Below are 323 nucleotides of genomic sequence, written 5' to 3'. Positions count from 1 at the left end.
GAATTGCCGATAGGCCGGCAACGCCGCCCGGTTTGTCTATCTGGTCAGATGGAATCGCACCAACATCGTTGGCAGTCAGAACCAAATACTGATCGGTCTTGCCATTGACTGATTGAATCTGCGTGCTCAGCAATCCTGAGGATGTCACGTTCAGACCAGCGCCGACGATAACGGCACCCAGCGTCGAGGTCGTAGCCGGTGGCAATGAACCGTTGCTCAGCTGCAACCACCCGCTCCAAGTGCCACTGATACGCGACCGGAAGTACATGCTGTCCATACCCTGCCAGCGCTGCACCAGATCACCAGTAGTACCGGACGTGGAC

At 57.0% G+C, this 323-nt stretch carries 1 protein-coding gene; it reads right to left on the bottom strand.

Annotated features, from left to right (window positions below):
* Positions 1-323, bottom strand: a 323-nt coding sequence (locus AC1RPG_RS08585; protein ID WP_481762567.1) for a hypothetical protein, incomplete at both ends; no start/stop codon positions are given.

It is taken from the genome of Dellaglioa sp. CoH-57-MRSF-18 (assembly GCF_056781995.1).
Note: the sequence above shows the minus strand (reverse complement) of the source record. Positions and strands in the feature narration are given on the sequence as shown.